The sequence below is a fragment of the Aeromonas sp. 82P genome, from assembly GCF_051919365.1.
Lineage (GTDB): Bacteria > Pseudomonadota > Gammaproteobacteria > Enterobacterales > Aeromonadaceae > Aeromonas > Aeromonas veronii.
The window spans coordinates 804,596-830,000 of record NZ_JBQBEV010000001.1; the positions used below are offsets into that span (position 1 = coordinate 804,596).

General features: G+C 58.0%; 21 protein-coding genes and 2 pseudogenes (1 of these 23 only partly in view). 8 read left to right on the top strand and 15 right to left on the bottom strand.

Annotated features, from left to right (window positions below; all coding sequences use genetic code 11):
- Nucleotides 1-29: 29 nt before the first annotated feature.
- The 8 genes and pseudogenes from ACTG2S_RS03745 to ACTG2S_RS03780 all read right to left on the bottom strand — a co-directional run bounded on the left by ACTG2S_RS03745 (nucleotide 30) and on the right by ACTG2S_RS03780 (nucleotide 7,714).
- Complete coding sequence (locus ACTG2S_RS03745) at nucleotides 30-1,112, bottom strand: glycerol dehydrogenase (protein ID WP_167557495.1); 1,083 nt, start codon at nucleotides 1,110-1,112, stop codon at nucleotides 30-32.
- 132 nt (nucleotides 1,113-1,244) lie between these two features.
- Complete coding sequence (gene dhaM / locus ACTG2S_RS03750; protein WP_274161745.1) at nucleotides 1,245-1,961, bottom strand: dihydroxyacetone kinase phosphoryl donor subunit DhaM; 717 nt, start codon at nucleotides 1,959-1,961, stop codon at nucleotides 1,245-1,247.
- A 1-nt stretch (nucleotide 1,962) separates the two neighbouring features.
- A complete protein-coding gene (dhaL, locus tag ACTG2S_RS03755; protein ID WP_021231630.1) occupies nucleotides 1,963-2,592 on the bottom strand; it encodes a dihydroxyacetone kinase subunit DhaL in 630 nt (209 codons plus the stop codon).
- Nucleotides 2,593-2,601: 9 nt separating this feature from the next.
- Nucleotides 2,602-3,672 carry a dihydroxyacetone kinase subunit DhaK gene (gene dhaK, locus ACTG2S_RS03760; protein WP_274161744.1) on the bottom strand — a complete coding sequence of 357 codons (1,071 nt, stop codon included), beginning with the start codon at nucleotides 3,670-3,672 and terminating at the stop codon, nucleotides 2,602-2,604.
- 238 nt (nucleotides 3,673-3,910) lie between these two features.
- Nucleotides 3,911-5,269 (bottom strand): NCS2 family permease, encoded by a 1,359-nt coding sequence (locus tag ACTG2S_RS03765; RefSeq protein ID WP_005355011.1) that lies wholly within the window; start codon nucleotides 5,267-5,269, stop codon nucleotides 3,911-3,913.
- Between the two features lie 304 nt (nucleotides 5,270-5,573).
- Nucleotides 5,574-5,786 (bottom strand): transcription antiterminator/RNA stability regulator CspE, encoded by a 213-nt coding sequence (gene cspE, locus ACTG2S_RS03770; RefSeq protein ID WP_005316548.1) that lies wholly within the window; start codon nucleotides 5,784-5,786, stop codon nucleotides 5,574-5,576.
- 595 nt (nucleotides 5,787-6,381) lie between these two features.
- Complete coding sequence (gene yjbD, locus ACTG2S_RS03775; RefSeq protein WP_005340165.1) at nucleotides 6,382-6,666, bottom strand: DUF3811 domain-containing protein; 285 nt, start codon at nucleotides 6,664-6,666, stop codon at nucleotides 6,382-6,384.
- 146 nt (nucleotides 6,667-6,812) lie between these two features.
- Nucleotides 6,813-7,714, bottom strand: a pseudogene (locus tag ACTG2S_RS03780) (cation diffusion facilitator family transporter).
- A 461-nt stretch (nucleotides 7,715-8,175) separates the two neighbouring features.
- Between ACTG2S_RS03780 and ACTG2S_RS03785 the strand changes: the two are divergent.
- Nucleotides 8,176-8,301 (top strand): hypothetical protein, encoded by a 126-nt coding sequence (locus ACTG2S_RS03785; protein ID WP_019445191.1) that lies wholly within the window; start codon nucleotides 8,176-8,178, stop codon nucleotides 8,299-8,301.
- A 72-nt stretch (nucleotides 8,302-8,373) separates the two neighbouring features.
- Here ACTG2S_RS03785 and ACTG2S_RS03790 read toward each other — a convergent pair whose 3' ends face one another.
- Nucleotides 8,374-9,117 (bottom strand): substrate-binding periplasmic protein, encoded by a 744-nt coding sequence (locus ACTG2S_RS03790; RefSeq protein WP_274161757.1) that lies wholly within the window; start codon nucleotides 9,115-9,117, stop codon nucleotides 8,374-8,376.
- Between the two features lie 149 nt (nucleotides 9,118-9,266).
- Nucleotides 9,267-9,854: a single-stranded DNA-binding protein gene (locus ACTG2S_RS03795; RefSeq protein WP_005340181.1), complete on the bottom strand. Its 588-nt coding sequence runs from the start codon at nucleotides 9,852-9,854 to the stop codon at nucleotides 9,267-9,269.
- 370 nt (nucleotides 9,855-10,224) lie between these two features.
- Here ACTG2S_RS03795 and uvrA point away from each other — a divergent pair, with 370 nt between their 5' ends.
- Together uvrA and ACTG2S_RS03805 are read left to right on the top strand one after the other, a co-directional pair.
- Entirely contained in the window at nucleotides 10,225-13,053 is a 2,829-nt protein-coding gene (gene uvrA / locus ACTG2S_RS03800) for an excinuclease ABC subunit UvrA (protein WP_274161794.1), read from the top strand.
- Nucleotides 13,054-13,174: 121 nt separating this feature from the next.
- The gene (locus ACTG2S_RS03805; RefSeq protein WP_439982004.1) at nucleotides 13,175-14,848 is read left to right on the top strand and encodes a sensor domain-containing diguanylate cyclase; all 1,674 of its coding nucleotides are present in this window, start codon (nucleotides 13,175-13,177) and stop codon (nucleotides 14,846-14,848) included.
- Here the strand turns inward: ACTG2S_RS03805 and ACTG2S_RS03810 are convergent.
- Entirely contained in the window at nucleotides 14,845-14,976 is a 132-nt protein-coding gene (locus ACTG2S_RS03810; protein WP_019445201.1) for a hypothetical protein, read from the bottom strand. The two genes, ACTG2S_RS03805 and ACTG2S_RS03810, sit on opposite strands and share 4 nt — an antisense overlap.
- A gap of 330 nt (nucleotides 14,977-15,306) precedes the next feature.
- Between ACTG2S_RS03810 and ACTG2S_RS03815 the strand changes: the two genes are divergently transcribed.
- From ACTG2S_RS03815 to ACTG2S_RS03825, 3 genes are all read left to right on the top strand, one after another.
- A complete protein-coding gene (locus ACTG2S_RS03815) occupies nucleotides 15,307-15,900 on the top strand; it encodes an OmpW family outer membrane protein (protein ID WP_019445202.1) in 594 nt (197 codons plus the stop codon).
- A gap of 222 nt (nucleotides 15,901-16,122) precedes the next feature.
- The gene (locus tag ACTG2S_RS03820) at nucleotides 16,123-18,102 is read left to right on the top strand and encodes a HAMP domain-containing methyl-accepting chemotaxis protein (protein ID WP_274161792.1); all 1,980 of its coding nucleotides are present in this window, start codon (nucleotides 16,123-16,125) and stop codon (nucleotides 18,100-18,102) included.
- An 8-nt stretch (nucleotides 18,103-18,110) separates the two neighbouring features.
- Nucleotides 18,111-19,580, top strand: a complete 1,470-nt coding sequence (locus ACTG2S_RS03825; RefSeq protein ID WP_201948395.1) for an ABC transporter substrate-binding protein — start codon at nucleotides 18,111-18,113, stop codon at nucleotides 19,578-19,580.
- 73 nt (nucleotides 19,581-19,653) lie between these two features.
- On the opposite strand, the gene ACTG2S_RS03830 is transcribed toward ACTG2S_RS03825, so the two are convergent.
- Nucleotides 19,654-20,454, bottom strand: a complete 801-nt coding sequence (locus tag ACTG2S_RS03830; RefSeq protein WP_376891510.1) for a GNAT family N-acetyltransferase — start codon at nucleotides 20,452-20,454, stop codon at nucleotides 19,654-19,656.
- A gap of 329 nt (nucleotides 20,455-20,783) precedes the next feature.
- Between ACTG2S_RS03830 and metF the strand changes: the two genes are divergently transcribed.
- Nucleotides 20,784-21,674, top strand: coding sequence for a methylenetetrahydrofolate reductase (gene metF / locus ACTG2S_RS03835; RefSeq protein ID WP_005340191.1), 891 nt, complete (start codon nucleotides 20,784-20,786; stop codon nucleotides 21,672-21,674).
- Nucleotides 21,675-21,743: 69 nt separating this feature from the next.
- Here the strand turns inward: metF and ACTG2S_RS03840 are convergent, their stop codons facing one another.
- On the bottom strand, nucleotides 21,744-22,808 hold the full coding sequence (locus tag ACTG2S_RS03840) for a DUF3103 family protein (RefSeq protein WP_100646963.1): 1,065 nt from the start codon (nucleotides 22,806-22,808) through the stop codon (nucleotides 21,744-21,746).
- A gap of 122 nt (nucleotides 22,809-22,930) precedes the next feature.
- A pseudogene (locus ACTG2S_RS03845) lies at nucleotides 22,931-24,105 on the bottom strand (benzoate/H(+) symporter BenE family transporter).
- 119 nt (nucleotides 24,106-24,224) lie between these two features.
- Between ACTG2S_RS03845 and ACTG2S_RS03850 the strand changes: the two are divergent.
- Nucleotides 24,225-24,794 (top strand): helix-turn-helix domain-containing protein, encoded by a 570-nt coding sequence (locus tag ACTG2S_RS03850; RefSeq protein WP_120416016.1) that lies wholly within the window; start codon nucleotides 24,225-24,227, stop codon nucleotides 24,792-24,794.
- Between the two features lie 16 nt (nucleotides 24,795-24,810).
- Here ACTG2S_RS03850 and ACTG2S_RS03855 read toward each other — a convergent pair whose 3' ends face one another.
- Nucleotides 24,811-25,405: the final stretch of an NnrS family protein gene (locus ACTG2S_RS03855; protein WP_201948400.1), read on the bottom strand. 602 nt of this gene lie beyond the right edge of the window; the window shows 595 of its 1,197 coding nt (coding positions 603-1,197); its start codon lies beyond the right edge, outside the window; its stop codon occupies nucleotides 24,811-24,813.

Below are 25,405 nucleotides of genomic sequence, written 5' to 3' on the forward strand. Positions count from 1 at the left end.
TTTATATGGCAAGGTCAGCAGTGGCGCGATTACAGCCCCAACTGGTGGGCGGTGACGATGGCCGCCAGCACATCCTCAGCGGTGACCTTGAACGGCATATTGTGGATGGTCTCGCCCTCGGCGGTGGAGGCTTTGGCCACCTCCATCAGGCGCGCCATATCCAGCTCCTTGACCCCCATCATATGCAGGTTGGTCGGCAGGCCAACCGAGCGGCAGAAGGCCAACACGGTTTCGATCTCCGCCATCGGTGCATTCTCCAGCACCAGTTGCACCAGGGTACCGAACGCCACTTTTTCACCGTGGTAGAGGTGGTGACACTCGGCGAGCTGGGTCAGACCGTTGTGGATGGCGTGAGCGGCGGCCAGTCCGCTGCTCTCGAAGCCGATTCCGCTCAGGTAGGTGTTGGCCTCGATGATGTTCTCCACTGCTTTGGTGCAGAGCCCCTGTTCCACTGCCAGTTTGGCCTTGTAGCCATCGGCCAGCAGAGTCTTGTAGCAGAGCTCGGCGATGGCCTGCGCCGCCAGCGTAGAAGCACCACCGGCCATGGTCTGGCAACCGGAAACCTTGTTGGCGCGCGCCTCGAAATAGGTGGAGAGCGCATCCCCCATGCCGGAGACCAGCAGCCGCACCGGGGCGCGGGAGACCACGCCGGTATCCATGATGACCATATTGGGGTTGGTCGGGATCATCAGGTATTCGCTGAACTGCCCCTCCGGGGTGTAGATGACCGCCAGCGCGCTGGTGGGGGCATCGGTGGAGGCGATGGTGGGCACTATGACCACCGGCACCTTCTGGTAGAAGGCGACCGACTTGGCTGTATCCAGCGTTTTGCCGCCGCCGATGCCGATGATGACGTCAAACGGAGTCTGCTGGCAGCGTGCCAGCAGGCGGTCGATCTCGGGGCGGGAGCACTCGCCGTTGAAGCAGTCGAACTCCGGCTTGATCCCCGCGCCGTGGAAGCTGGTGGCTACGGTATCGCCCACCAGCTTGGTGACGAAGGCGTCGGCCAGAATAAGCGGCTTGCTGCCGAGCGCCTTGACGTAGTTGCCGATATTGGCGAGGGCCCCGTTGCCTTGCACGTATTTGCTGGGGCTGATGATAATGCGGTCCATTTTTTATCCCTCTCTCTTTATGAATTAAGAATCGGGGCGAAGGGGCGGCAGTGCCGGGGACTCCTTCGTCTTGAATGAAGCTGCACAGGCTCAGCGAGCGAGTGCAGCCCCTTGAAACAATGGTGTGCGGCGTCAGTCGCCGAAGCGCTCGGCGGCCAGCTGCTGGAAGCAGGCCAAGGCGGCGCTGGCATCCTCGCCGCGCGCCAGCAGGATGAGCTGGTCGCCCTGCCGCACGTTGAGCATGGCGAGCCGGGTCAGGCTGCGGGGGTTGGCCTCTTTATCCCCCTTTTGCAGCTTGAGTTCAGCGGCAAAGGGCTTGAGGGCAGCCACCAGTCGGGCGGCGGGGCGCACATGCAGGCCGTGGGGGTTATCCACCAGCACCTCGCAGCGCAGCCAGCCGTCGTCGGCAACGGGGGCTGTCTCGGTGGCAGTCTGCGCCGCGCTGGCTGGCAGCATCGCCTGTTTCGGGCCCAGCGCGCCGAGTGCTTCGGCGGCCACCTCATCCAGCGTCAGGCCGGAACCGGCCGCCACCACGGCGGCCAGGGTACCCTCGACCAGCGGGGCGGGGCAGAGCCGCACCCTTGCGCTTAACTCGGGTGGCAGCAGTTCTAGGGCGGTCTCGGCGCTCAGCAGAGCGCTGCCCAAGTCCATCAGCACCAGCACGCCGCTGCCGTCATCCGCTTCTTCAATCGCACTCATCACCGCGATGGCATCGGTGCCGATGGGGTGGTCGGGGTCATCGACCCCGGCCGCCAGCAGCAATCTGGCCGGGCTGCCGAGCTGGTCGGCCAGCGCTTTCAAACCGGCCGCCAGCTGGGCGCTGTGAGAGACAACTACGATTCCGATCATGTCACAACCTCGCTCTGTCACGCAGGGCGGTCAGCAGCAGCAGGGTCGAGGTGGCCCCGGCATCCTGATGGCCGATGCTGCGCTCGCCAAGATAGCTGGCGCGCCCCTTGCGGGCCTGCATCTGGATGGTCGCCTCGGTGCCGGCGGCAGCGGCTGCCACCGCCTTGTCCAGCGCCTCGTTGAGGGGCAGCTCTTGCTGCTGCGCCTGTTGCAGGGCGGCCAGTGCCGGCCACCAGGCATCGCACATGGTCTTGTCGCCCGGCTCGGCACGGCCGCGAGAAACAATGCCCTCCACCCCGTCGCTCAGCATTTTGCACAGCTGGCTGAGGCTCAGGCTCTGGCAGGCGTCACTGCTGGCCGCTGCCCGGATAAAGAAGGTGCCATAGAGCGGGCCGCTGGCGCCGCCGACCGAGGAGAGCAAGGTCATGCCGGTGGTTTTCAGCACCTGACCGATATCCTTGTCCGCCACTGCGGGCAGCTTCTCGGCCACCTTGGCGAAGCCGCGCTGCATGTTGAGGCCGTGGTCGCCGTCGCCGATGTCGGTATCCAGCGCGGTGAGGTAGTCGCGCTGCTCGGTGAAGATATGCTCGCAGTCGAGCAACCAGTTGACGATGTGATGCTTGCTTAACATGGGTTCTCCTTAGCAGCCGCGACGCAGGGCGGGGGTGTGAACGGGGGCATCCCACAGGGTCATCAGCTCATCATCCACCTTGAGCAATGTGATGGAGATGCCGGTCATGTCGAGGGAGGTGCAGTAAGGGCCGATCAGGTTGCGCACCAGATGGATGCCCGCCTCCTCGCACAGGGTCGCGAGGCGACCATAGACACCGTAGAGCTCTGAAATCGGGGTGCCGCCGAGGCTGTTGACCAGCGCGATGACCCGATCACCCTTGTTGAGCGGTTCGATAAAGGTGTGCTCTTCCTGCCAACTGCCGCTGGTGCGATCCCAGTGGCGCAGGGGGCGACCATAGGGGGTGTTGTCAGCAAGCTCGCTGAACATGTCGTCCACCAGGGTATTGAGGTCGGTGAAGGGGCGGCGCTCGATGCCCGGCTCGCCGTGGATACCGACGCCGAACTCCATCTCGTTGTCCGCCAGAGTGAAGGAGGGCTTGCCAGCGGCAGGCACGGTGCAGGCATGCATGGCCACGCCTATGGTGCGGCTCTGGTTGTTGATGCGGCGGGCCAGCGCCTCGCAACGCGCCAGATCGTAGCCCGCCTCGGCGGCGGCACCGACCAGCTTCTCGCACAGCACTGTCGTGGCAACCCCACGGCGGCCGGCGGTGTAGAGGCTGTCTTTGACCGCCACGTCGTCATCGATCAGGGCGAAGCCCACTTTTACACCATCGCCGTGCAGCAGCTCGACCGCGGTCTCGAAGTTGAGTACGTCGCCGGTGTAGTTCTTCACCAGAAACAGCACGCCCGCGCCGCCATCAACGGCCTGACCGCATTCGTACATCTGATCCGGGGTCGGAGAGGTAAAGATCTCGCCGGGGCAGGCGCCATCCAGCATCCCTTTGCCCACCAGACCGCCGTGCATCGGCTCGTGGCCGCTGCCACCGCCGGAGACCAGCGCCACCTTGCCCATCACGGGGGAGTCGGCGCGGGTGATGTAGTGGGGTTCGATACGTACCTTGAGCTCGGGGTGGGCGGCTGCCATCCCCATCAGTTGTTCACGGACCACAGCATCGACGGCATTGATCAGTTTCTTCATGGCTCACTCCTTGGCTTGCCACCGCACGGGTGGGCAAATGGTTGATGGAGCCAGTCTAACGACAGAAAAAGGGATAAAAATGACGGGCGTTTTGGTTCGGATTTGAAACAGCAGAAGAGGGATAGGTGTTTCAATCTGAAACGGTGCGGGGCAAACGGGCGGGAAACTGTTAGCTGACTCACAGCCATGAAAAAGGGCCCCGCAGGGCCCTTCGCTATAACCGGAATATGCGGACGGGTTAGATGGCCCAGCCACCGGCGTAGAAGACCACCAGCGCCAGGGCGATGATGACGGTGCCGACGTTCAGCTTCTTCCACTCGGCAGCGAAGATGCGGCCAACGACCAGCGCCACGAAGCCCAGCATGATGCCGGTCACGATGTTGCAGGTCAGTACGATGAAGACGGCGCACAGCATGCCGGAGAGGGCATCGACCGAGTCGCTGAAGTCCAGCTTGGTGACGTTGCCCAGCATCAGCAGACCGACGTACATCAGGGCCGGTGCGGTGGCGTAAGCCGGTACCAGATAGCTGAGCGGGGAGAGGAAGATCATCAGCAGGAACAGCACGCCGACCAGCGCGGCGGTCAGACCGGTTTTGCCACCGGCCGCGGTGCCTGCGGCAGATTCGATGTAGACGGCAGCCGGAGCACCACCAACGGCACCTGCCACCATGCTGCTGACGGAGTCGGCAGTCAGGGCCTTGCCACCGCTGATGATGTGGCCACGCTCGTTGATGAGGCCAGCCTGACCGGCCACGGCACGGATGGTACCGGTAGCGTCAAACACGGCGGTCATCACCAGCGCCAGTACGGTCGGAATGACTACCGGATTGAGGGCGCCCAGCAGATCCATGCTGCCTACCAGCGAGCCTTTCTCGCCTGTCAGGCTCGGCATGGCGAAGAAGCCCTGCCAGGTCACTTTCGGGTCGAAGATAAGACCGAGGATGGAGATGGCGATAATCACCATCAGGATGCCGCCCGGCACCTTGCGACGCTCCAGACCGAAGATGGCGGCCAGACCCAGCACCGTCATGATGACCGGGAAAGCGGTCACTTCACCCAGTTGCACCGGCAGACCGGCCCCTTCGTTCTTGATCACCATGCCGACGCCGTTGGTGGCGATCAGTAGCAGGAACAGACCGATACCGATGCCGGTGCCGTGAGCGATGCCGGAGGGGAGGTTGTCCAGGATCCACTGGCGCACGCCAGTGACGCTGATCAGGGTAAACAGCACACCCATCAGGAAGATGGCGCCCAGCGCGACCGGAATGCTCAGCCCCTGACCCAGCACCAAGCTGAATGCGGTAAAGGCGGTGAGGGAGATGGCGCAACCGATAGCCATCGGCAGCTTGGCCCACAGCCCCATCAGCAGGGAGCCGAAGGCGGCGATCAAACAGGTGGCAACAAACACCGGGCCCTGCTCAAAGCCGGCGGCACCCAGCATGTTCGGCACCACTATGATGCTGTAGACCATCGCCAGGAAGGTGGTCAGCCCCGCGACCAGCTCCTGACGCACGCTGCTGCCGCGCGCAGAAATGGAAAAATAAGAGTCCAGAAAGCCGCCAGTCCCTGTTTGGGCGGCCATATCTTGCTTTGCCATAACTAATCCTGAAAGTGTGAAGGAAATCGTTTGCGTTGGTGGCGCGCAAAATAGCAAGAATTCGTGGCAAATACAGCGGATAACCGGACTTTTTCGTCACTATTTTACATTTTGAGTCCATTCGGAACTCATTCTAAGACTCAAGCGGTGAGAGCGTGTAAGGGAGGGATCAAGCGGTCGGGGGAGGGGAGATCTGTGAGGAAAAAGCGGGGAACAACAAAAAACCCGCCGAAGCGGGTTTTTTAAATTCTTGCAGAGCTGTCAGCAGTTGGCATGAGCCATCAGCAGCATGCTCCGGCTTGAATTACAGACCAACTACGTTGGCAGCAGCCGGGCCTTTCTGGCCTTGCTCGATGGTGAACTCAACGCGCTGACCTTCGTCCAGGGTTTTGAAGCTGGTGGACTGGATAGCAGAGAAGTGTACGAACACGTCTTTGCTGCCGTCAGCCGGGGAGATGAAACCAAAACCTTTCTCAGCGTTGAAGAACTTAACGGTACCAGTCATTTTGTTAGACATAATAATTTCCTTAAATAGTGTTGAATGCCACCTAAATGGCAATTTTTGATTTTTCGTCAGCAATACGTATGGGGAGCACTAAAGAAGGAGAATTATTTGATAAGAATTATCCAAGGATAACGCTTATGCTAATCACTGCTTTACTAAAATGACTGCCTAACATAATCAGGTCTGAACTGCCGAACCATCGAGAAAGATTAAAACACGCTCTCATTTTTAAAGCAAACTTTATCTCTATATTAATGTTTTGTAACAGCCAAAAATATCATTTTTTATAGTAAACATGATGCATTTCAACGGCATAGAAAAATCAGTGCGGACTCATATCACCCTGTGACAAGTCAGATTCGGCTTTTTTGTCCTGACTATGTAGCCAGTTCTGGCAAAAAATATGAGAAAAAATGAAAAGGTGGCGAGAGACGTGGATTGTCAGTTGGCGTTTTCTCTAACTCACAATGTAAATCACTTCTTTGCTGCTGCGATTAGCTTCTGGGCTGCAAATCAATGGCGGCGCCAAATTTGGCTCATCGAGCATTGCCCAGACATGCAAACGCCCGCTGGCACCAAGTGCCAGCGGGCGTTTTGCAAGAAGGGATCAGCGCTTGCTGCGAAACTTGTTGCTGACCGAATCAATCCAGCTGAAGGTTTCCGGCAGTACCTGGTTCTTGGCGCGCTCTTTGGCTTTCTCGCGAGCCAGCTTGGAGGCTGCCTTGGCCGCTTCGGCGCGGTCGGCCACAATTTTCAGGCGACCCTCTTCACGGATCTTGTTCCGCTCTCCGTTGGTCAGCTGGTGGTCTGCATTGGCTTGTGCCTTTTGCAATAACAAGGCTATCTCGGCTTTTTCGGCCTCGGTCAGATCTTTCATTTCCAGCTTTTTCACGGCGCGCTCCTGCGGCAGGGTGGTTAGACACCCTAACACAGTTGTGCCGATCACTTCTTATGCAATCGGCTTTCCGGCAGTAAAAATGCGGGTTTGTGCCAACTTTCCGTTATTTCGCTGCCACTTTCCCGCCTGTTTGCCACATTTCAATTTATGGCGAGCGGCGAGGGCAGCTCTTGCTCCTCCGGCTCGACGTGGATCAGTACGATGGCGTGGGGCAGTTGCGCCATGATGGCGTGTTCGATGCGATCACAGATATCGTGGGCTTCGCCGATGCTCATCTCCGGGGGCAGTGTGAGATGGAAGTCGATATGGCGGCGACGACCGGCACGACGGCTGCGCAGATCGTGGAAACCGCTGGCGGCAGGGCAGCATTCGGTGATGATGCGGCTGGTCATCGCCAGCTCTTCCGGGCTCATGCTCTGGTCGATCAGTGGCTGGAAGGCCTCGTTGAGCATGCTGATCGCCTCTCTGACAATAAAGATGGCGACCGCAATGGCGACCAGCGGGTCGAGGATGGCGAGTGAATGGCCGAACAGACCGGCCAGCCAGATCCCGCCAGACCGACGGCGACGCCGGCTGAAGTGAGCACATCCGCCTTGAGATGGAGCGCATCGGCAGCCAATGCGACCGACTCCTCCTCTCGGGCCACCTTGTAGAGGTAGGCCGAGACACCGCTGTTGACCAGCGCCGAGATCACCATCACCAGCACGCCCCAGCCAATGCTTTCAATCGGGCTGGGGGTGATCAGCTTGTCGACGGCTTCGAAGATGATCCAGCCCGCGGCCAGCAAGATAAGCAGTGCTTCGATGACGCCGGAGACATTTTCAATCTTGTCGTGACCATAGGGGTGGCGTTCATCGGGCGGGAGATCGGACTTTTTCACCGCGAACAGGGCGATCAGGGCCGCCACCAGATCCATGGCGGAGTGGATCGCCTCCGAGATGATACTGACCGAGCCGCTGGCGAAACCGGCCACCATTTTCATGATGATCAGACTGATATTGGAGCAGACCGACACCATGGCGGCTCTGGTTTTTCTGTTCATGTCACAGCTTCCTGAATAAAAACGGATATTTCGGTGCGGCGCGCATTATATCCGGCTGACCGGAAATAACCTATTCGGTGTTGTAACCTGATGTTTCCGATGATATTGCGAATGCTTATTAAAATGGTGACCTCTTGTGCGGCAATAAATAATGAGAGGGATTTATATTTATCCGTGAAAGTATCTAGGTAACGATGGCTTAATATAAGCGTGACAACATTTAATAATGCGAATTACTCTTTTTTGGTCTTTCCTGTCGAGGTTGTTTGGCCTCCCCTCTCAAGGGGCTGCGCGCGACATCTTTTGGACGAGAATGAGGCTGGATCCGGATGCCGCTGGAGGGTATGCTGGGTCTGGTGATGGTCTTGCACCATCCCACCAAGCGTACTGAAGTTGATGATTCGGATGGCATGCTGGCTCCCATGAGGAACCAACTGTCTGGGTAACATTTTTGGAGTTTGATGATGAGTAACAAAGAACATCACAACGGCAAAGATGCCAAGAAAAAACCGCAGATGTCACTGAAAGAGAAACGCGAAGCCAAACGTCAGAAAGCAGAACTGAAAAACGGCAGCGCAATGAAGTAACGCTCCCCTACTGCTGTTCCTTCGGAGCCAGTACAAAGCCAGCCCTTACCGGCTGGCTTTTATGTTTGTGGCTCACGGTGTGGCGCCGTAAGCCGCGAAAATCTGGTGATAACGACCATCCTGACGCATCGCCTCAAGGCGCTTATCAAACAGATTGCGTGCATCGGCCGTTCGGAAGGCAAAGTGATAGACGGTGGGCGGGAAGAGGTCTGCTTGTCTGACCTGATTGCGCTCGTAGTGCTCGCCTGCCTGGGCGGTGGCAATCAGCTGGTCGAGGTAGTAGTAGAACACCCGCTCCTCCAGTACGACTGCATCGACCCTGCCGCGCATCAGCTGATGTACCTGCACCTGCTGCTTGGCTACCTCCTCATAGTGGGGATTCTGGTTGGCCATGGTGGCGAACGCGCCCCCCAGAATGATCCTTGCCCGTTGAAAGGCGGTGACCCGTTTTGAATGCAGGTCGTCCAGAGTATTGATGTGGGTGCTGCGCAGGGTGAAGATCCGGTTATGGAAGGTGATAACGGGCTGGGTCAGAACGTGAGGATCAACCATACCGGGTCTGACGTTGATGATGGCATCCAGCTTTCCTGACTCGAACAGGCGGAAGGTACGCTCCAGCGGCAGAAATTCAAAGCTGGGCTCATAGCCGCTGCCAGCGAACGCCTCTTTCAGCAGATCCAGCTCGATGCCACTCTGATTACTTTCGATCACATATGGAGGGATGGCAAAGCTGACCCCGACCTTGAGTGGCGTTGCCTGCAACTGGCCGGAGAGCATGCTGGTCAGCAGTAGCAATAAAGGGGTGAGCAGTTTCATTGCACTTTTCACAAAGCGCTCCTGTGGAGAATATCCATCACTGTAGGGGAGGCAACCAAAAAGCGTTATATCCCTTTCGGGCTGAGAGGTTCAGCCTGAGTGCATAAAAAAAGACCCTGAGTTATCAGGGCCTTTTCAATATTCTGTTCTTAGAACGGGATATCGTCGTCGAAATCCATCGGCGGCTCGTTATATACCGGCGGCGCAGATTGCGGCTGCTGGGCAGGACGGCCATAACCGCCTTGCGGCTGCATGTTCTGCTGCGGAGCCGGTGCCGGGCGCTGCTGATTCATCGGCTGCTGGGCAGGCATGCTTTGCTGTGGCTGACCCCAGTTACCCTGGGATTGGCCACCCATGTTCTGGCCCATACCCTGACCGCCTTGCGGACGGCCACCCAGCATCTGCATTACGCCAGTGAAGCTGTCGACCAGCACTTCAGTGGTGTAGCGCTCCTGGCCGCTCTGATCTTGCCATTTGCGGGTCTGCAGCTTGCCTTCCACATAGACCTGGGAGCCCTTCTTCAGGTACTCGCCAGCCACTTCGGCCAGCTTGCCCATGAAGACGACGCGATGCCATTCGGTACGCTCTTTCTGCTCACCGGTCTGCTTGTCGCGCCAGGTTTCGGAGGTAGCCAGAGTAATGTTGGTCACAGCACCGCCACTCGGCATGTAGCGTACTTCCGGGTCTTGCCCGAGGTTACCGATCAGAATGACTTTATTGATGCCTCGACTGGCCATAATCTCTCTTCCACCTTTATATTCCGGTCAGGCAAGGCCTGGACCCACTAAATAAGTTACCGCGCTTTTTTCATAACCATGTCGTTATCATATTGAACAGCATGGTTTTTCTATAACCGTTGCAGCAATCAGAGTGCTCGTTTCGCGTGTTCTGATTCAGGTTTAGCCCCCAATAGTAACAGTTGATCACTCCGCGGGCGAGCGCTTGCTGGTGTGGATTGGGCGCAAACTCGCCGCCTTGGTCAGGGTGTGACGAAGGGGTTATCCATCGTAAAAAAGGATAACGGTGATAGATAATAACTGTCTATTCATCCAGTAGTCTCTATGCCATACTGACCCGCTCAGGTTTCTGTATCGAGCGTGCAACAAGATGGAAAAGATCGTGGTCCGGGGTGCTCGCACCCACAACCTCAAGAACATCAATCTGACCCTGCCCCGCGACAAGCTGATCGTGGTCACCGGCCTCTCCGGTTCGGGCAAATCCTCTCTGGCGTTCGATACCCTCTATGCCGAGGGGCAGCGCCGCTATGTGGAGTCCCTCTCCGCCTATGCCCGCCAGTTCCTCTCCCTGATGGAGAAGCCGGACGTCGACCATATCGAGGGGCTCTCGCCCGCCATCTCCATCGAACAGAAGTCCACTTCCCACAACCCGCGCTCGACCGTCGGTACCATCACCGAGATATACGACTACCTGCGTCTGCTGTTTGCCCGGGTCGGTGAGCCCCGCTGTCCGACCCACGCCATTCCGCTCGCCGCCCAGACAATCAGTCAGATGGTGGATCAGGTGCTGGCTCAACCGGAGGGGAGCAAGCTGATGCTGCTGGCCCCGGTGGTGCGCGATCGCAAGGGGGAGCACACCAAGCTGCTGGAGAATCTGGCGGCCCAAGGCTACATCCGTGCCCGTATCGACGGCGAGGTGTGCGATCTCTCCGATCCTCCTACGCTGGAGCTGCACAAGAAGCACACCATCGAGGTGGTGGTGGATCGCTTCAAGGTGCGCGAGGACCTTGCCTTGCGTTTGGCCGAGTCGTTCGAGACGGCGCTGACCCTCTCCGGCGGCATCGTACTGGTAGTGCCGATGGACGGGGAGGAGGGCGTCACCCCCATGACCTTCTCCGCCAACTTCGCCTGCCCGGAGTGCGGCTACTCCATGTCGGAGCTGGAGCCGCGCATCTTCTCCTTCAACAACCCGGCTGGTGCCTGTCCTACCTGTGATGGTCTGGGTGTGCAGCAATATTTCGATCCGGCCAAGGTGATTGGCGATCCGGCCATCAGTCTGGCCAATGGCGCCATCCGTGGCTGGGACAAGCGCAGCTTCTACTACTTCCAGATGCTGAAATCCCTCTCCGAACACTACAAGTTTGATCTGGAGACGCCGTGGGAGGATCTGCCGGTCAAGACCCAGGAGGTGATCCTGCGCGGCTCGGGTCGTACCGAGATCGAGTTCCGTTACATGAACGATCGCGGCGATGTAGTGGTGCGCAAGCACCCGTTCGAGGGGATCCTGCACAACATGGAGCGGCGCTACCGCGAAACCGAGTCCAACTCGGTGCGTGAAGAGCTCTCCAAATACATCGCCAACAAATCCTGTACCAGCTGCGGTGGCAGCCGACTGCGGGAAGAGGCGCGTCACGTCTTCGTCGACAACCGCAACCTGCCGGCCATTGCCGAGCAGTCCATCGGCGATGCGCTCGCCTTCTTCGAGGGGCTTAACCTCACTGGCCAGCGCGCCCAGATTGCCGAGAAGATATTGAAAGAGATCGTCGAGCGGCTCGGCTTCCTGGTGAACGTCGGTCTCAACTATCTGAGCCTGTCCCGCAGTGCCGAGACTCTCTCAGGCGGCGAAGCGCAGCGCATTAGACTGGCCAGCCAGATCGGTGCCGGGCTGGTGGGCGTCATGTATGTACTCGATGAGCCTTCCATCGGTCTGCATCAGCGCGACAACGAGCGGTTGCTCAAGACCCTCACCCATCTGCGCGATCTGGGCAACACCGTGATCGTGGTGGAGCACGACGAGGATGCCATCCGCCTCGCCGACCATGTGCTGGATATCGGCCCGGGGGCTGGCGTGCACGGTGGCGAGATTGTTGCGCAGGGCACCCCCCAGCAGATCATCGACAATCCGGAATCGCTGACCGGTGACTACCTCTCCGGTCGCAAGCAGATCGCCATTCCGGCCGAGCGTACCCCGCTTACCGGCAAGTGGCTAAAACTCAAGGGGGCGAGCGGCAACAACTTGCGCAACGTCAATCTTGATCTGCCCATCGGAGTGATGACCTGCGTTACCGGCGTCTCCGGCTCCGGCAAGTCGACCCTGATCAACGACACCCTGTTCCGCATCGCCCACCGCGAGCTCAACAAGGCGACCGAGTCCACCCCGGCACCCTATCGCAGCGTCGAGGGGCTGGAGCATCTGGACAAGGTGGTGGATATCGACCAGAGCCCCATCGGTCGAACCCCGCGCTCCAACCCGGCCACCTATACCGGTTTGTTCACTCCGATCCGCGAGCTGCTCTCCGGCACTCAGGAGGCGCGTTCCCGCGGCTACCAGCCGGGCCGTTTCTCTTTCAACGTGAAAGGGGGGCGCTGCGAGGCATGTCAGGGGGATGGCGTCATCAAGGTAGAGATGCACTTCCTGCCGGACGTCTACGTGCCGTGCGACGTCTGCAAGGGCAAGCGCTACAACCGCGAGACCCTGGAGGTGAAGTACAAGGGCAAGAACATCCACGAAATCCTCGAGATGACAGTGGAAGATGCCCGCGAGTTCTTCGATCCGGTGCCGGCGGTGGCGCGCAAGCTGCAGACCCTGATGGACGTGGGCCTCTCCTATATCCGTCTCGGCCAGTCTGCTACTACCTTGTCGGGCGGCGAGGCGCAGCGGGTCAAGCTGGCGCGTGAGCTCTCCAAGCGGGATACCGGTCAGACCCTATACATTCTGGATGAGCCGACCACCGGGCTGCACTTCCACGACATCCAGCAACTGCTCAAGGTGCTGCACCAGCTGCGGGATCGCGGCAACACCATCGTCATCATCGAGCACAACCTTGATGTGGTAAAAACTGCCGACTGGATCGTCGATTTGGGACCGGAGGGAGGCGCCGGTGGTGGCCGCATTCTGGTGACGGGGACGCCGGAGGATATTTGCGTCAATAAAGAGTCTCATACAGCTCGTTTTTTGCGGCCACTATTGGCGCGATAAGCCGTTATAATCGAGGGGCCTTTGGCCCCTTTTTGTTATAAAAATCGGGAGCATAGGGGGAAGCTCGTCAAGTGTGGGCAGGCTTGGCATCTCAGCATCATGGTAATGGATATATCGGGTTATGGCTCAGGCTCCGCGCACGATTGATCATCAGTTGGCTTACTCCATGTTCCCCATCTGGCTGGGGGCGATCCTGCTATTGCTGGTTCTGTTGGCATGGGCCCAGATCCCGGCCGCCAGCCGGATTGAGGAGCAGCGAATGAAGGAGCATCTGCTGCGCGTGACCAAGGCGGTGCAGGCGGATGTGGCCGCTCTGGATGCATTCAGTCGGGATTGGGGCATCTGGGATGACAGTCACCGTTTTATGGACAACAAAAGCAGGGGGTACATCGAATCCAACCTGTTCAGTGATATGCCGATGCGGGATTTTAGTCTCAACCTGATGAGCTTCATGGATCTCACCGGTTACGAAATCTGGACGCGCACCCTGCTACCCGATGCGCCGGGGATCAATCCGGATCAGTTTCCTTACTTCCTTGATGAACTGAAAAAGCAGTTGAGAGAACGCTCGGTGGCGCACGGGGGCATTAATCTGCACGGGATCCGCGCTTCCCAGTGGGGGCCGCTGATGTACTCGTGGCAGCCGATCAGAAACAGTGACGAGTCGGCTCCGTTCAACGGTTTCTTGCTGGTTGTACGTTGGCTCGACAAGGCCTATCTCGAGCAGGTATCTGAGCGTACCGCGCTGCCTCTGGCGATTTCCCATGCCAATCTGGATGTCACCGCTACCTTCAAACCACTGAAACCGCAAATAACGTATCGCCTGATCGACCTTGGGCTCACCCGGCTCAGGGGAGAGGTGCGACTGCTCAACAGCGATAACCAGCCGGTGCTGACACTGGTGATAGAGGAGGAGAAAAAGATCTTGAGTGGCGTCATGGAGGGGGCGCTCTGGACCTTTATCGGCATGCTGTTTATCAGTTTTATCTGCGTCATGATCGCCATGTATCGGCTCAATAGCATTGTGCTTACCCCGTTGCAGCAGTTGGTGTCGGCGCTGCAACGCTTTGGCGATCGGCCAGATGCCACCTTGATTCCCTATATCGACAGCAGCGCCGAGATGGCGACCCTTAGCGGCAAGTTCAAGGAGATGGCCGGCAAGGTTAGGCAGCAACACGATGATTTGTTGAAAAAATCCAGCCAGATGGAGATGGCTGCATTCACCGATCCCTTGACCCGTTGCTTCAATCGTCGCTATCTCGATGGCTGGTTGCAGGCCAACCGGGCCAAACCTTGTCTGTTATTGCTGCTGGATCTGGATCATTTCAAGCGGATCAATGACCGCCTTGGCCATGACATCGGGGATCTGGTGCTGAAACAGTTGGCGGATCTGCTGCGCAAGGTGGTGACAGGAGAGTGCGAGCCGATCATCCGGTTGGGCGGGGAGGAGTTCTTGTTGCTGTTGCAGGTGGATGACGAGCAAGAGTTGGCGCTGCGGGTCGAATATCTGCGCCAGCGTGTCGCTCAGCACCGCTTTGGCAGAGAGGGTGCGCCACTCTGGTTGACGGTGTCGCTGGGGTTCTGCCGCTATCCGTTGCACCCAGAGTACCCGGATTCATTCTGGAGTCATAGCTTCAAACTGGCGGACATGGCGCTGTATCAGGCCAAAGTCGGCGGGCGAAATCGGTGGTGTGGCTACGCTGGTAGCCTCTCTGCTGAGGGAATGGGCCAGACTCCGGAACAGCTTGCTGAAGGGGGGAATATCACCCAGCTGCGCTCTGTCAACCCGGATTAACCCTGCCGTACCAATACCAGATAGGCCAGGGCGACAATAAAACCGAGCAGGATAAAGAGAAAGGATCCGATTCCCCACACGGCCGCGAGAAAGGCCCCCACCTTTTGCCATTTCGACTCATTTTTCATAAATAAACCATTACTTCCCAGTAACTTGTATGGCGCAAAAAATACGCTGATTTGCCCATGTTAACAACAATTAATAGCCGCACTGCCGCGCAATAAGGTGTGGTTTGTTTGCTCCTTTTGGCGCTGGATGCGGGTAGTTACAACCTGTCGAAACAGGTATTTCAGCTTGTTGTCTGGGGACTCAACGAGATTGGGAGGGCGCGCAAAGATGTCACACCAATCGATTTATTTCTGTGCAACCTTTGCTCCAAGTCAATAACTTTGTATTTACAAGGGCATATAGTCAGCGGGCTTACAGCATCAAATGAAAACAAAAAAAGGGATTACGTGATGAAAAAATTACTTCCTCTGATGATTGCCGCTGCAGTGACCTCTCCTTTCGCCATGGCCCATCAGGCTGGTGATATTCTGGTTCGTGGTGGTTTGGCTGTAGTGTCTCCACAAGACAGTGGTAACAGCTTTGAAATCAATGACAATGCCCAGCTGGGTTTGACTTTGACCTATATGGCTACAGATAACTTCGGTGTTGAGCTGCTGGCTGCTACCCCATTCTCCCATTCAGTGAAGATTGGCGATACCGAAGTAGCCAAGGTCAAGCATCTGCCACCAACCCTGATGGCTCAGTACTATTTTGGCGATGCCCAGAGCAAGGTTCGTCCGTACGTCGGTGTTGGTGTGAACTACACCAATTTCTTTGACGAGAAAGGTCGTGGCCCTCTGACCAACAGCGATGTGAGCCTGGATGATTCTTGGGGTGTTGCTGGTCAGGTGGGTATCGATATGGCGATCACTGACCGCTGGTTTGTCAACGGCTCAGCCTGGATCATGGATATCGACACTGATGTGCATGTAAACGGTGGAGATGGAATCAAAACCAAGATTGACCCAATGGTCTTCATGGTTGGTGCGGGCTACCGCTTCTAATGATTCTGACTGCGGTTCTGAACGGACCGCGGAAGATAGCAAAGTACGTCTCTTTCAGCCCGGCTTGTGCCGGGCTTTTTTCGTATGGCTGATTTTGTCTGTACTGTGATCCAACCCGATACAAATCAATTAAATACCTGCCGCTTTATTTCAGTTATTCGCCACCCCTGCCGATAGTGACTATGTTCACTTTACCTTCCCCCAATGAGTGAGGATGTCTCCATGGGCTTATCTATCGTGCAGCGGATCATCGCCGGATTCGTGTTGATGCTGCTGTTGCTGATCCTGCTTGGTGTGATCAGTACCTTTAAAATCAAGGGTATAAATGACGGCCTCTCTGCCGTATCTGACCGGGCAACCCCGCTGGTAGTGGCTGTCGCAGGTCTCAAGGGGGCACTGCAGGATAGTAACCGTTGGGTGCTGGTCTACCGCACCAGTGAAGATGCCGCTCAGTTGCCGCAGCTGGCCAATCAGTTCAAGGAGCAGCAGAACCGCTTCATCCAGCTGAGTCAGGAGATGGGTAAATTTACCGACGTAGCGGATGCTCGTACCCGCTTCCAGCAGGTCGAGAGTGCTACCACCCAATTTTATGGCTTGGCGGATCAGGTGCTGGCCCAGCATCGGCAGTGGGTTAGTGCATTAGATCAGCGCCACAAGCTGGAGATGGAATTTATCCGCCTTGAGGATACCTATCAGTGGGCGGCGGATCTGCTGCTGCAACAGACCGCCAGCAAGCGCTCCATGCGCAACAAGGCGGAGCTCATTACCTCGGGTATCGCCCGCGATCTGAAGAATATCCGCCGTGCCGATGCCAAAACCGACCTGAACGAGCTGGAAAAGGTACTCAGCAAGGATATCGAGATGGCCCGCAAGCGGTTGGAGCGGGTGCTGGTGCCCGATGATGTGAAAGCGCGCTTTGTCTCCAATCTGGATCGGATGCAGGAGTTGGCGCTCGGCGCTCAGGGCTTGTTGGCGACCATGCGTCAGGCTCAGCAACTGGCGCTGTCGCTGGCCACGCAAAATCAGCAGCTGGATGCCAGTTTGGTCAACAGCCTCAATTTGCTCGATGAGATGGGCAAGTCCGCCGGTGCCATCGCCAGTGATAGCCGGATTAACGCTGATGCTGCGGTCAGCAGTGCCAGCTTCTGGATCCTGGTGGTTGCCGCGATGTCGGCCGCTGCCGCGCTGGTGATCGGCTATACCACGGCGCGCAGCATTCAGCGCCCGTTACAGATGATCAACAAGGAGCTCGATTACATGGCGGCCGGTGATATGACCCGCCGCATCAACTACCGTAGCAGTTGCGAATTTGGCAGCCTCTCTCGCTCCATCGATACGCTGGCGGGCAAGACCGGTGAACTCCTCTCTCAAATCAATGCGGGCTCTCGCCATCTGGTGGATGAGGCGAGCCGCGCCGCCGAGATCAGCGAACGGGCCATGTCCCGGGTACAGGAGCAGAAGAGCCAGACCGATCAGGTGGCCGCCGCCATTACCGAGCTGGAAGTGAGCGCCACCGAGGTGGCCCGCTCTACCGATGGCACCAAGCGCGAAGTGGATCTGGCCGATGAAGAGGCGCGCAATGGTCGCCAGAAAGTGGCCACCACTCGCCGGATCACCGAGCAGCTCGCTGGCGCCATGGAAGAGGCGGTCGGGATCACCTACAAACTTGGGGAATTCAGTAACAACATCGGCAGCATTCTCGATGTGATCCGCAGTATTGCCGAGCAGACCAACCTGCTGGCATTGAACGCCGCCATCGAAGCGGCCCGTGCTGGTGATGCTGGTCGCGGTTTTGCGGTGGTGGCCGATGAGGTACGGGCGCTGGCCAATCGCACCCAGACTTCGACCGAAGAGATCCAGGGGATGATTGAGAACCTGCAAAGCTCCAGCAAGCATGTGGTTGAAGTGATGGGGCGTAGCCAGGAGCAGACCCAAAGCTGTGTCGAGCAGACCCGCGAGATGGATTTGGCGCTGCAATCCATTGCCGATCGGATGGGGGCCATCAAGTCGATGGCGGATCAGGTGGCCCATGCCGCTCAGGAGCAGATCTCCGTCAGTCAGGGGGTCGCTCGTCATATCGCCGGTATTGCCGATGTGGCATACGAGACTGAGCGGGAGGCGCGCGAATCCGCCAGCAGCAGCGAAGTGCTGGCCGACCTGGTCGCCAAACAGCAGCAATTGATCGCACATTTCAAGGTCTAGGAGGGCTTATGTCTAAAAAGTGGATTGGAGCCCTGAGTCTCCTGTTGTGTGGCCAGCTGATGGCCAGCGAGCTGGTGATTGAAAGCTGGCGAACCGATGACAAGGCGTTGTGGGAGCAGAAGATTATCCCGGCGTTTGAAGCGGCGCATCCCGGCATCAAGGTGAGTTTTCATCCGGTGCAAAACGTCAACTACATGCCCACCCTGTGGGAGAGCCTGAAAGGGGGCAAGGCGGGGGATCTCATTACCTGTCGTCCATTTGATGACTCGCTCGCCCTGTTCAAGGCGGGCCATCTGGCCGAGCTGACCGAAATGGCAGGGATGGAGAACTTTCCGAGTTTTGCCCAGTCACCGTGGCAGACCGATTCCGGTGCCCAGACTTTCTGCGTGCCGATGGCCTCGGTGATCCATGGCTTCTTCTATAACAAGAAGATCTTCAGTGAGTTGGGGCTCACCTTGCCGCAAACCCGCGATCAGTTCTTCGCTGTGCTGGACAAGATCAAGGCCGACGGTCGCTATGTGCCGCTGGCCATGAGCGGTTCCGAGAGCTGGGTTGCCTCCGAACTGGGGTTCCAGAACATTGGCCCCAACTACTGGAAGGGGGAGGACGGCCGTCTGGCACTGATTGGTGGGCAGGAGCGGTTGGACAACCCGCAATATGTGAAGGTGTTCGACGAGCTGGCCCGCTGGCGTTCCTACCTCGGTGAAGGTGGCGAGAGCCGCGATTATGCGACCAGCAACGAGCTGTTCACCTCGGGCAAGGCCGCCTTCTACGTGGCGGGCTCCTGGGAGATTGCCCCCTTCACCGGCAAGGTCGATTTTGGCGTCATGCGCCCGCCGGTGGCCAAACAGGGTGATGGCTGTTTCTTTACCGATCACACCGATATCGGTATGGGGATGAACCCTGCCAGCAAGAACAAAGAGGGGGCGATGGCTTTCCTGCAGTGGCTGACGACGCCGCAATTTGCCGAGCTCTATACCAACTCGTTGCCGGGATTCTTCTCCCTCTCCAACCACTTCTTCGATGTCACCAATCCGGCGGCCAAAGAGATGATGGAGTGGCGCGATCAGTGTGACTCGACCATTCGGGTGGCGACCCAGATCCTCTCCCGTGGTACGCCCAAGTTGGGGGATGAACTGGCCGAGGTGAGTCAGGCGGTGCTGCTTGGCAAGATGGAGCCCAAGGCGGCCGCAGATCGACTGGAAGGTGGCTTGAGGGGCTGGTATGCCCCTCATCAGGGCAACAAGGCCAAGAGCCCGGATTGTCAGTGTGATGCGGTTGCCCCTGATCCTGTTTCAGCGCCGACGACTGAGGTGTCCGCAGCCCCCGCGACCAGTGAAACATCGGCCGTGGTGTCACCTGCTGTGACACCCGCAGAACCCGCATCAGCGGCCGCTGCCCCATTACCGGCGCCGTCGGATGAGGTGGAGCAGGCGCTCTCCAACGAGCTGGAGGCGCCACAGCAGCCACAGCAATAGGTCATCTGCATCAATAAGAGCGGGAGGCATCAGCCTCCCGTTTTTTTATGGCTCGCGGCCAGCATGTATCGCTTTATTGTGATTCGTGGGGCCAGCGGCAGAGGCTGCCGATGCGGGCAACCGGGGCAAACCCCAGAGAGCGGTAAATGCGCTGGGCATGGTAATGCTCGTCGGCCACTATGATCAGCTGTCTGGCACGGGATAATCCTGCGCGAGCCACTTGACTCAGCAGCTGGCGGCATAACCCCTGGTTGCGCCACGCATGGTGCGTGCGTACCAATTGGAAGCGCCCGAGTGTGCCGCAAAAGAAGAGGCCGCAGCTGGCGACCAGTTGTCCCTCTTTCCAGACCCCCCACCAGTCCCCGAGACCATCGGCAATCATGGCCTGATAGAGCGCCTGGCGGGATCGCAGATAGGGGAGATAGCTCTGTTCAGAGTGTCCCTCATCCCGCTCATGGAGTTCGAAGTCGAGCCACTCAGGCCAATCAGCAGTGGTGAAGGTGCGTGCCTCAACCTTGTTCATGTCGCTGTGAGGGGGCGGGCAACTCTGTTCATCCAGCGCCAGCACCACGCACTCCATATATTGGTAACCCGTTGCGACAAAACCGGCGATCCGGTTGTTTTGTCCGGCCGCCAGTGGCCATTGGAAGGTGCGGTGGCGCACTCGAGGATCCTGGCCGATCAGCTGATCAAATGTGGCTTCCAGCCAGCCTTTGTCACGGTCGCTGGGGGGGGGGGGGAGTAGCAGGTAGTTGCCGAAGTAGTAATCGGGAGCATCCGGCGTGCGAACCGCCCAGAACTGATCGTGCTGAACAACCTCGCCCTGATAGCGATCGAACAGCAAGTCGGTGGCAAAGCCGGGGTGGGTATCCATGATGGTGCTCCTGCAAAGACTCATTCTGTTATCGGCAGGAGTGGGAAATAGATGAAAAGGGGCCGGAGAAACCTCCGGCCAAACAATCACACGCAGATTCAGAACGTCCAGGACGATCTGCCCCCATCATAACTCGACTGGGGCGATTTTGGGATGGGCACTTTTCGGTTACGTACCGTTAATTTTGTAAATATGAAGTTCGTCAGATCGGATGTGAGGTAAATCCCTGTTGACTTTGTGTCGTTTTGCTCATAAATATAAAGACGTTTAGACGTCCAAACATCCGTTTTGACGTAGGCAGATGGATTGCAGGACAGGGAGAAGAGCAGATGGGATTTCACAGTGCACGTCAGGTTGAGGCGCTCAACCAGAGCTTGGCAGATTTGAATGGCGATATATCGGTCAGTTTCGAGTTTTTTCCGCCCAACAGTGAAGGGATGGAGAATACCCTCTGGCAGTCCATCGAACGGCTGAAAGTGCTGGAACCCAAGTTCGTCTCCGTTACTTATGGCGCCAACTCCGGTACCCGTGATCGCACTCACAAGGTGATCAAGGACATCAAGGAGCGGACCGGCCTGATTGCGGCGCCGCATCTGACCTGTATCGATGCCAGCCGCGACGAATTGCGCACCATCGCCCGCGACTACTGGAACAGCGGTATTCGTCATATCGTGGCTCTGCGCGGTGACTTGCCGCAGGGGCTGGAGAAACCGGATATGTATGCCACCGATCTGGTTGCCCTGCTCAAGTCAGAGGCGGACTTCGATATCTCGGTTGCCGCCTATCCGGAAGGTCACCCGGAGGCCAAGAGTGCGCAATCCGACCTGCTCAATCTCAAGCGCAAGATTGATGCCGGTGCCAACCGCGCCATCACTCAGTTCTTCTTCGATGTGGAAACTTACTTGCGCTTTCGGGATCGCTGCGCCGCTATCGGCATCGATGCTGAAATCGTGCCGGGGATTCTACCGGTCTCCAACTACCAGACTCTGGCCAAGTTTGCCGGTTTTACCAACGTGAAGATCCCGCGCTGGATGCATCAGCGTTTCGAGGGGTTGGATAACGATCAGATGACCCGCAATCTGGTGGGGGCGAGCATCGCCATCGATCAGGTACGCGTGCTGAGTCAGGAAGGGGTGAAGGATTTCCACTTCTATACCCTGAACCGCTCCGAGCTGACCTATGCCATCTGCCATACTCTGGGGGTTCGTCCCAAGGGTTGACCGGTGGTCACCGCGATAAAAGCAAAAAGCCAATGAGTTGCTCATTGGCTTTTTCGTTATGGCCGATTATCAAGGTCTGGTCGGGGCGATCTCTTTTGGCTCAAGATCGATAACCGCATTACCGGCAGCCCCCGGATACTGGCGATAGACCTGATCCTGCTCCAGTGTGTAGAAGGTATCCAGATAGTCGTCGTTGTTGGTCATCCAGGAGTCGGGCAGTGCCTTGACGATGCGACCGCCGAGATCGAGGAAGGGCAGTGCTTCCGGCACGCCACCCGCAGTAAAGCCGAGTTTGAGAGCTTCAATCAGCAGGGCGCTCAGCTCCTTATAGTTGACGTTGTCATCCTGCTCCATCATCACCACGTCGACGGCTCCCCAGCGATAGCGATCCCAGTAAACCAGGATCTGGTTGGGGGTGTAGTCTGTGTTGTCATAGTCGAGGTAGGGCATGTCGACAATATCTACCACAGGCTCATCCCGGCTGGGATTGACCCCTGCGACCACTGCATACACTTCGGCTGCGCCGAGCAGCCAGGGCTCCTGATCATCTTTCAGTCTGATCTTTTTCAGGATACTGGTCTTGAGTGGCGCCGTGCTGGTCGCCACTCGCGGAGCGCTTTGCAGATCAGCATCGGCCAGCGCCTTGCGCATTACCTTCAAGCCTGCGTTCTTGGCTTTGACGGGATCGGCTTCGACTACCAAAACCGGCCGGGCCGGTGCCTTGTCCACATCCAGATAGACGGGATTGCCAGCGCTGTCGAACGCTTCAATGGCGCTCCAGCTCTTCTCATCTCCACTTGGAACATAGGCGACCAGCGGTTCGACCCCCTGTTGCAGTGCTGCGGCCTGATCGGTGTTGGCCAGCCGCAACTGCATCAGTTGTTTGACCTCGCCATCCAGTCCTTGCCGGCTGATGGCTGCCTGGTTGGCATCGCTCGCCTGCCGTTTAAGGCGCGGGCTGGCCTTCTGCAGCAGGTTGGGAAGCGGGCTCTGGTATTGCTGATTGCTCAGCAGGGGCAGCAGGTTTTTCTGCTGAAGTGCGAGCTGGCGAGCCAGCTCTCGATCCGTATCGGCAGCCTGGACGCTCGTAGCACCCAGTATGGCCAGTAGTAACAAGACAGCCTGATTTTTCATTTTTATACTCCGTTGCATGGAACCTGACAGGGCACCATGTCCGGGAAGATTGGCGCCCTGACACCACTAGAGGGAAATTAGTTTCACTTGTGAATCATTTTCTGTGGATAGTGTGCAGAGGTTCACGGTTTGAGGTTCAATTGATTCCTTTGTCGATATGATTGGAACTGATAGATAGCCAGACCAATCAGCAGACCCCAGCAGGCTGCCGCGATGCTGAGCAGGCTGATCCCGGACGCGGTAATGATAAAGGTGAGCAGTGCAGCTTCTCGCGCTTCATCCTGTTGCAAGGCAGAGTGCAGGCTGCTGCCGATGGTGCCTAGCAGGGCCAAACCAGCGACGCAGGTGACAAGGGCTGCCGGAAAGGCGCTAAACAGGGCCGCGACGGTTGCGCCGAAGCAGCCGGTCAGGAGATAAAGCAACCCGCCCATACCGCAGCTGGCCAGCGGCGCTTGGTATCCGGGTCGACCTCTTTGCCCATGCAGATGGCGGCAGTGATGGCGGCCAGATTGAAGGCATAGCCGCCAAAAGGAGCGAGCAGCAGGCCAGTCAGGCCAGTCCAGCTGATCAGCGAGGAGGTGGAAGGCTGATAGCCGTGGGCCCGCAAGATTGCAATTCCCGGCATGTTTTGCGATGTCATGGTGACAATGAACAGCGGCAGCGCGATACCAAACAGGGCATCAAGGGAGAAGACTGGCCATGTCCAGACCGGGCTGGCGAGTTGCCAGTGTAGAGTTGCCAGTTGCAGATCCCCCCGCATGCTGCAGATCAGCATCCCCACTCCCAGTACCAGCACCATGGTATAGCGGGGCCAGAGATGACGCCCCAACAGGAAAGTCAGCAGCAAGGTACCAAGCAGCAAGGGATCTTGCGGGGCGACCTTGAACAGATCCAGCCCGAATCTGAGCAGTACGCCAGCCAGCATGGCGGCGGCCAGCGGAGCCGGGATATGTTTCATCAAGCGGTCGAACCAGCCGCTGATGCCACACAGAGTGATCAGCAGGGAGGAGATCACAAAGGCGCCGATCGCTTCCGCCAGAGTGAAGTTGCCCAGTGTGGCGATCAGCAGTGCCGCGCCCGGTGTGGACCAGGCGGTCAGTACGGGCATGCGGTAATAAAGAGAGAGGCCGATGCAGCTCACCCCCATGCCGATCCCCAGCGTCCAGAGCCAGGAGGCAACTTGGGCAGTATCAGCACCTGCTGCCGTGGCGGCCTGGATGATCAGGATGACGGAACTTGTGTAGCCGACCATCACGGCGATAAAGCCTGCGATCAGATGGGGGATGGCGAAGGGCATGACTCTTCCTCTTGGCGTTGTGACGCGCTGTGCGTTATTACGTACAATACAGCTTTGACTATATCTATGTGCGCTATAGCGCACAAGGTGCATCGTGCAAGAGTAATAAAGAGGCAGTTATGCAAGAGATGAGTCAGCATCTGGCTGCTCGACTGAAGGGGCTGCGCAGCGAGCGCGGCTGGAGCCTGGATGCCGCCGCGCGCGAAACAGGTGTCAGCAAGGCGATGCTGGGGCAGATTGAGCGGGGAGAGTCCAGCCCGACAGTGGCGACGCTGTGGAAGATAGCCACCGGTTTTCGAGTCTCATTTTCCAGTTTCATTGAGCCCACACCCGCCGTGCAGGAGGAGGTGCTCTATCGCACCGCCGATGCCATTCGCCAGCAGCCTGCGGGAGAGGGCATGCAAGTGGCCCCCCTCTTCCCTTATGAAAACCGGTTTGGTTTCGAGTTGCTTGAGCTGACCCTGTTGCCGGGTTACCAGCGTGAATCCGAGCCCCATGAGCCGGGAGTGACCGAACATGTCATCGTCATCAGCGGCATGATGGAGGTGCTGGTGGAAGGGGAGTGGCGTTCATTGGTGCAAGGAGAGGCGGTGCGTTTTGCTGCCGACCGTCCCCACGGTTATCGCAATCTGGGCATAGCCCCGGCGATTTTCCACAACCTCATCCACTATCCGGTGGCAACACCCTGAACATGTTCCGCAGTCATCAACCCGGTCGACCATCTGATCTGGGGCGGATCAGTATCGGGGTATAGACCCAGACAAACAGACCATAGGCAGCGATCCAGGCAAGCGCGCTGAGGTTCCAGCCATGCAGGGTATAAGCAGGCCAGAACAGCGGAATCGTCCCCCGCATTGTAGCGGCAGCGATAACCAGGGCGAATGCGCCAGTGATCCTGCGTCCTGCCTGCAAGGCCCGACCGCTATGGCCGAGGGAGACTCGCGCAATCATGCCCAGGATCATGGTGCCCATACAGCCTGCGCTGAGCAGGTGACTGGCCATCGACAACGTGATGGGCAGACCCGCGCTATGTGCCGCAAGGGCGAGCAGGCCAAGAGGGATAAACAGATAGGCGAGATGGAGTGACCACAGCAGGGGATGCGCAAGGGTCGATGGCAGATGCCAACGCAGTTGCCGCCACAGATGCAAACTCGCCGCCACTATATAGAGAGGCACTATATATATGCTGGTGACCCATTGGGTGGGGAGCAGCAGCCAGCAGAGCAAGATAAGCCACAGTGTCGCGAGCGCCGCCCGCTCCAGCCAGAGCTGAGGTGCAGCTTTATCCTGACCGGTTGCT

Bases quoted from the DNA above. Each gene is read 5' to 3' on its own strand.
- ACTG2S_RS03745 (WP_167557495.1), bottom strand. From the start codon at position 1,112: ATGGACCGCATTATCATCAGCCCCAGCAAATACGTGCAAGGCAACGGG.
- dhaM (WP_274161745.1), bottom strand. From the start codon at position 1,961: ATGATCGGAATCGTAGTTGTCTCTCACAGCGCCCAGCTGGCGGCCGGT.
- dhaL (WP_021231630.1), bottom strand. From the start codon at position 2,592: ATGTTAAGCAAGCATCACATCGTCAACTGGTTGCTCGACTGCGAGCAT.
- dhaK (WP_274161744.1), bottom strand. From the start codon at position 3,672: ATGAAGAAACTGATCAATGCCGTCGATGCTGTGGTCCGTGAACAACTG.
- ACTG2S_RS03765 (WP_005355011.1), bottom strand. From the start codon at position 5,269: ATGGCAAAGCAAGATATGGCCGCCCAAACAGGGACTGGCGGCTTTCTG.
- cspE (WP_005316548.1), bottom strand. From the start codon at position 5,786: ATGTCTAACAAAATGACTGGTACCGTTAAGTTCTTCAACGCTGAGAAA.
- ACTG2S_RS03785 (WP_019445191.1), top strand. From the start codon at position 8,176: ATGATGAGTAACAAAGAACATCACAACGGCAAAGATGCCAAGAAAAAA.
- ACTG2S_RS03790 (WP_274161757.1), bottom strand. From the start codon at position 9,117: ATGAAACTGCTCACCCCTTTATTGCTACTGCTGACCAGCATGCTCTCC.
- ACTG2S_RS03795 (WP_005340181.1), bottom strand. From the start codon at position 9,854: ATGGCCAGTCGAGGCATCAATAAAGTCATTCTGATCGGTAACCTCGGG.
- uvrA (WP_274161794.1), top strand. From the start codon at position 10,225: ATGGAAAAGATCGTGGTCCGGGGTGCTCGCACCCACAACCTCAAGAAC.
- ACTG2S_RS03805 (WP_439982004.1), top strand. From the start codon at position 13,175: ATGGCTCAGGCTCCGCGCACGATTGATCATCAGTTGGCTTACTCCATG.
- ACTG2S_RS03810 (WP_019445201.1), bottom strand. From the start codon at position 14,976: ATGAAAAATGAGTCGAAATGGCAAAAGGTGGGGGCCTTTCTCGCGGCC.
- ACTG2S_RS03815 (WP_019445202.1), top strand. From the start codon at position 15,307: ATGAAAAAATTACTTCCTCTGATGATTGCCGCTGCAGTGACCTCTCCT.
- ACTG2S_RS03820 (WP_274161792.1), top strand. From the start codon at position 16,123: ATGGGCTTATCTATCGTGCAGCGGATCATCGCCGGATTCGTGTTGATG.
- ACTG2S_RS03825 (WP_201948395.1), top strand. From the start codon at position 18,111: ATGTCTAAAAAGTGGATTGGAGCCCTGAGTCTCCTGTTGTGTGGCCAG.
- ACTG2S_RS03830 (WP_376891510.1), bottom strand. From the start codon at position 20,454: ATGGATACCCACCCCGGCTTTGCCACCGACTTGCTGTTCGATCGCTAT.
- metF (WP_005340191.1), top strand. From the start codon at position 20,784: ATGGGATTTCACAGTGCACGTCAGGTTGAGGCGCTCAACCAGAGCTTG.
- ACTG2S_RS03840 (WP_100646963.1), bottom strand. From the start codon at position 22,808: ATGAAAAATCAGGCTGTCTTGTTACTACTGGCCATACTGGGTGCTACG.
- ACTG2S_RS03850 (WP_120416016.1), top strand. From the start codon at position 24,225: ATGCAAGAGATGAGTCAGCATCTGGCTGCTCGACTGAAGGGGCTGCGC.